Source organism: Nocardia sp. NPDC003345 (assembly GCF_053589395.1).
The window spans coordinates 1-4,813 of the sequence record NZ_JBSFRU010000418.1; the positions used below are offsets into that span (position 1 = coordinate 1).

4 protein-coding genes and 1 pseudogene are annotated in these 4,813 nt (G+C 70.2%); 1 reads left to right on the forward strand and 4 read right to left on the reverse strand.

Annotated elements, in window-relative coordinates; genetic code table 11:
- The 3 genes and pseudogenes from ACWDU1_RS29635 to ACWDU1_RS29645 form a co-directional block, all read right to left on the reverse strand.
- Nucleotides 1-251: pseudogene (locus ACWDU1_RS29635) on the reverse strand (MFS transporter); the annotation flags it as partial.
- On the reverse strand, nucleotides 244-744 hold the full coding sequence (locus tag ACWDU1_RS29640; RefSeq protein WP_450003507.1) for a MarR family winged helix-turn-helix transcriptional regulator: 501 nt from the start codon (nucleotides 742-744) through the stop codon (nucleotides 244-246). The pseudogene ACWDU1_RS29635 and the gene ACWDU1_RS29640, both read right to left, overlap by 8 nt.
- Nucleotides 745-1,114: 370 nt before the next feature.
- The gene (locus ACWDU1_RS29645; RefSeq protein WP_450003509.1) at nucleotides 1,115-2,452 is read right to left on the reverse strand and encodes a lipase family protein; all 1,338 of its coding nucleotides are present in this window, start codon (nucleotides 2,450-2,452) and stop codon (nucleotides 1,115-1,117) included.
- A gap of 253 nt (nucleotides 2,453-2,705) precedes the next feature.
- Here ACWDU1_RS29645 and ACWDU1_RS29650 point away from each other — a divergent pair, with 253 nt between their 5' ends.
- The gene (locus tag ACWDU1_RS29650) at nucleotides 2,706-3,611 is read left to right on the forward strand and encodes a phosphotransferase family protein (RefSeq protein WP_450003511.1); all 906 of its coding nucleotides are present in this window, start codon (nucleotides 2,706-2,708) and stop codon (nucleotides 3,609-3,611) included.
- Between the two features lie 43 nt (nucleotides 3,612-3,654).
- On the opposite strand, the gene ACWDU1_RS29655 is transcribed toward ACWDU1_RS29650, so the two are convergent.
- Nucleotides 3,655-4,813, reverse strand: a 1,159-nt coding sequence (locus ACWDU1_RS29655) for a DUF4153 domain-containing protein (RefSeq protein WP_450003512.1), incomplete at its 5' end; no start/stop codon positions are given.

Sequence of the window (4,813 nt, forward strand, 5' to 3'; positions counted from 1 at the left end):
AGGTCGGCGAGTTTGCCCCAGATGGGGGTGGAGGCGGCGTTGGTGAGCAGTGCGGTGGTGATGACCCAGGCGTAGGCGGTTTGGGAGCCTTCGAGGTCGGCGATGATGGTGGGTAGGGCGTTGGCGACGATGGTGGTGCTGAGCAGCGCGGTGAACAGCGCGGCCAGCAGGCCCGTCATCGCCTCGAGGATCTGGCGATGGCTCATGGCGAGCGGATCGCGAGAGGCTGCGGGGGCCTCGGTGTCAGACATCGGCTCTCACTTTCGAAACCTGCGAATTCTCGTCCGGAACGCCGCATCGGTCGCCGGAATGAGGGGCATTGAGGGAATTACGGAGTCGGCGTACGGCCAGGAACGCCTGTTCGGCGTCGTCCTCGGTCCAGTCGTCGAGCGTCTCCTGCAGATGGCGGGTATGGATATCCCGCGCGTGGTGCAGCAGGTTCTGCCCGTCGCCGCTGAGCTCGACCAGCGCGGCCCGGCCGTCGCTGGGGTCGGCTCGTCTGCTGATATATCCTGCGGCGGCCAGTTCGGTGATGTGCCGGCTCATCGCCGACGCGGTGATCCGCAGATCGCTCGCGAGATCGACCTGCCGGCACGGGCCCCTCGACTCGAGGGTGGTGAGGACACCGAGAGCTCCGGGCAGGAGCTCGCCGGCGTCGGAGTGGGCCAGTGCCGACCGCAGTGCCCGGCTGATCTGGAACATTTCGCCGAGGAGTTTCTGCGCGGTGGCGGCTGAGACGGTCACGGCGACTCCAAGACAGTGATTAGTTTCTTTCGGTAATCAACAATATATCGGTTGCTTGCGCTAATCAACTAATGGGAGGGGTGGAGAAGACGCAGGTGGGGGCAGCTTTTCGGACATTTGGGATGATCGTGGCGCCCGGATCGGGTCGGCGCGATGCCCGGGTCGGCGGTCTGCCCTGGGCCGCCGACGGAGTTGTCGGCGCCGGTCATCAGGGCATTTTTCGGCATGCGGGCCTGTGTGCCAGATCTGGATGAACGCACGAAAAAGCCGCCCCGGCCAGGTGATCGGTATCACCTTCGGGCCGGGGCGGCTCGGGTTCGGAAGGGCGGGACGGCCGGGTGATTCGCCGGTGCCGTCCCGCGCTGCCGGATCAGTCGATCGTGCAGCCGGAAACCGGTTTGCCGGCGAGGCGGTCGAGTAGATAGGTGATCGCGTTGTCCGGGCCGAACCCGTCGATCATCTCCGGACCGAAATGGTTGGGAATGGTGGTGCCGGGCAGGATCGGCGGCAGGTCGTTGGTGCGGAAGGTGACCGTGGCACCCTGTCCGCACCAATCATCGGCCAGGCGCCGGGCCTGGTTGTAGGGGACGGTGTCGTCGTTGAGGCCACTGGTGATCAGCACCGGGGTGGCCGGGGCCCGGCTGCCGAGCCGGAGTTCGGCCAGCGCCGGAGCGGCCTCGGGAATCTCGCTCAGATGTTCGGTGAGCGAGCGTCCGTCGACGGTCAACGAGTTCGTCTTCATGAACGGGTGGCGGGTGATGATGTCACCGATGCACATATCACTCAGTTCCGCGAGCGTGTTCCGCCCGGCCGGGCCGGTCACCCGGTCGACCGCCTTCTGCAGGTCCGGGTAGCGGGCGAGCAGGCCGTTGACGGCGAAACCGATGGCGCCGCCGATGAGGGCGCCGTCGATGCGCTCCAGGATGGCGGCGAGATCGGCGACCGGCCCGCCGGCCCAGGTGCCCCGGAGATTCAGTTCCGGTGCGTAGTCGGTCTGCATCTCCGCGGCCGCGCCCACGGCACCACCGCCCTGGGAGTATCCCCAGAACACCACCGGGGTATCGGCGCCCACGCCGCCCAGCGCATTGGCCGCCCGCGCGCCGTCGAGCACGGCATGGGCCTGTTCGATCCGGTTGGCGTAGGTATGGATACCGGGCGTGCCCAGGCCGACGTAGTCGGTGACCAGGACGCGCGCGCCCAGCCTGCTCCACACCGCCGACGACGGCAGTTCCTGGTTCGCGGACAGCGACGGGGACGGATCGGCGGTGATCGAGATCCCGGTGGAGAAAGCCTTCGACATCGCGCACCGGTCGCCCTGACCCGAGGTGCCCGGGCCGATGACCACTGTCGGTCGCGGGCCCGCCCCCAGCCACGGCCCCGCGGCATCGATGTAGGTGCCGGTGACGGCGACGGGCGATCCGTCCTGCAGCCGGGTGGTGTACATGACGTGATCGGCCTTGCCCGGCCATCCCTGTTCGGTGGGCAGGGTGGCCAGCAGCGACATGGGCCTGGTCTTGATGACCGCGCCGGGTTCGGCCGGGATCTGCGCCGGCGGCAGGTAGAAATCGTCCGGGGCCGCGGCGGCCTGCGGCTGGTTCGCCGCGATCCCCACCGCGGCGGCGGCGCATGCGACGACCACCGCGACCACGGCGCCCCGTCCTGCCCGTCCCCGCATGCCCCACCGGGAACGCCACTGTTTCCGAATCATCGTCACTCTCCATGCCCTCCGCCCCGGACCGGTATCCGGGTGCCGGGTCACAGTCCGCTGCCGAACGTGGCTTGTTTCACGTCTGTGACCTACCGGACAGTAACATGGATATCTGTGGGCGCCGTAGAGGTGGTCGGCCCGGACTCCGTTGTTGCGGAATCCATCACGGCGACGGTGGTGCCGGGGTCGCGCTGTAGGCTGCGTTAAGCCGTGTTTGCGGCTGAGACCGAACGGAAAAGTGGCGGGTATAGAGATGCGGGGGTCCAGTTCTGGACCGGACGGAACGTCCCTGCGCGGCAACTCCTCCGGGCCGGGAGACATCCGCGACCTTCGCCGCGAGTTGCTGCGGCACGTGCTGCCGGGGGAGGCGGATCCGGTGGTGCGCCGGGGGCAGTTCCACGATGTGATCGTGGGCGCGGATCGGGTGGTCTGCCTGCCACGCACCCCGGCGGCGGCCGCGCGGCTGTCCGGGCGGTCGCGCACGCTGCGCACCCTCGCGGCGCTCGACCTCGGGGTGCGGACGCCGGTTCCCCTGTCCGAAGGCCGGGATGCCGATGCGACGCCCTATCTGGTGCTCGACCGGATCCCCGGCGCTGCACTCGATCCCGCGCTGCTCTCCGGCGCCGAGACGGCGGTCGTGGCCGAGTACGCGCGGATACTGACCGCTCTGGCCCGTGCGGGGCAGGATCCGGAGGCGCGCCGCCTGCTGCCGCGGACACCGGTCGGCCGATGGTCCCGGTTCGCCGGCGAGGTGCGCGTGGCCCTCTTCCCGCTGATGTCGCACGCTGGGCGGCGGCGGGCAGACCGGGAACTCGTCGCGGTCGAGGCGGCGCCGCCGCTCGCCGATGCGGTCGTCCACGGTGATCTCGGTCCGGAGAACGTGCTGTGGGAGTGGCGTGACGGTACGCCGCGCATGACCGGAATTCTCGACTGGGACGATGTCGCCCTGGGCGATCAGGCCGAGGATCTCGCGGCAGTAGAGGCGGGCCACGGGCAAACGTTGGTGCAGGGCATCCTGGCTCGTCGGGGCCCGGCCGATCCGGAGCTCACCAGCCGCATCACGGCCGTCCGGGGGACCTTCGCGCTCCAGCAGGCCCTGGCCGGGCTACGCGACGACGACCGGGAGGAACTGGCGGCGGGCCTGGCGGAGTACCGCTGAGATCCGCGGCGCGCGGGTCTGCCGCCGGTGGTCCGCGCCGCTCTCACCGGGCCCGCATCCGGGCGAGGTTCCAGCTGTTCCAGGTGTCGTCGTCGAGTCCGGCGCCGAGCCGCGCGCGCAGATCGGTCCGCACGGGGGCCGGCAGGCGATCGGTGGCGGGGACAATATCGACCGACATCCCGCCCAGGTAGTGGAGATCGAGTTCCTCGCCGCGCTGCCAGCGGTCGATATTCGCGGAAGCCACCAGGGCCTCGGGATTGAGCACCGACAGCAGGAGTAGCGCCCCCGCGGCGGTCCCGATGGCGGTGCGCGGCAACCAGCCCGCCTCCAGCCGCAGCACCGCGACGACCACCAGGACGTAGACGACCGCGAGCCAGAGTTCGCAGGTGCCGACCAGCAGCCGCAGCACCGTGAATCCGTACGCCTGCTGGTAGGTCCACATCCGCCCGAGCGCGGAGGCGATCATCACCAGGGTGAGGCCGCTGATCAGGCACAGGACGATACGCAGCCATCGGCGGTCGCCGGCCGCGTCCCGGTCGGCGCGGTGCAGCACCGGCAGGATGACGGCCAGGGTGAGCACGGTGACCGCCGACAACTGCCAGAATCCGCCGCGCGCGTATTCGGCGTAGGTCAGCCCGGCCGTACGCTGCACGTAGTCGTCGCCACCGAACAAGGCCACCAGCTGCGCGCCGACGAATACCGTGAAGACCGCCGCGAGCGCACCGACCGGGAGTCCCCATTCGAGCCGGGCCCAGGTCCGGCCCGGTGGCCGCGCCGGTGCCGTCACCTCGGCGCCGGGCCGGGCGAGTAGCTGGAGAGCACCCAGGCAGCCCGCCGTGGCCGCCAGGAACAGCACACTCCAGCGCACCACCGAATCGGTGTCCAACCGCGGAACCAGGCCCTCGACCAGGGCGGCGAAGGTGGCATCGGCACCGGCCAGCAGCGGAACGAAAACCACCAGCAGCCCGGCCGTGACGACCACGGATACGCCGAGCCGCCGGGTGCGGGCCCCTTCGCTGTGCGGCCGGTCGCCCTGCGCGGCGTAGGCCCAGGCGATACCACCGAAGGACGCCAGCGGAATCGCGACCGCGTCGCGCAGAATCCCGCGGCCCGCGCGCCGATCCACCACCGCGAGTGATCCGGCCACGGCCGCGGCGGCCACACACAGCGCGAACAACCAGCCGGCGGCGCGGAAGGTGCCG

Bases quoted from the DNA above. Each gene is read 5' to 3' on its own strand.
- ACWDU1_RS29645 (WP_450003509.1), bottom strand. From the start codon at position 2,452: ATGATTCGGAAACAGTGGCGTTCCCGGTGGGGCATGCGGGGACGGGCA.
- ACWDU1_RS29650 (WP_450003511.1), top strand. From the start codon at position 2,706: ATGCGGGGGTCCAGTTCTGGACCGGACGGAACGTCCCTGCGCGGCAAC.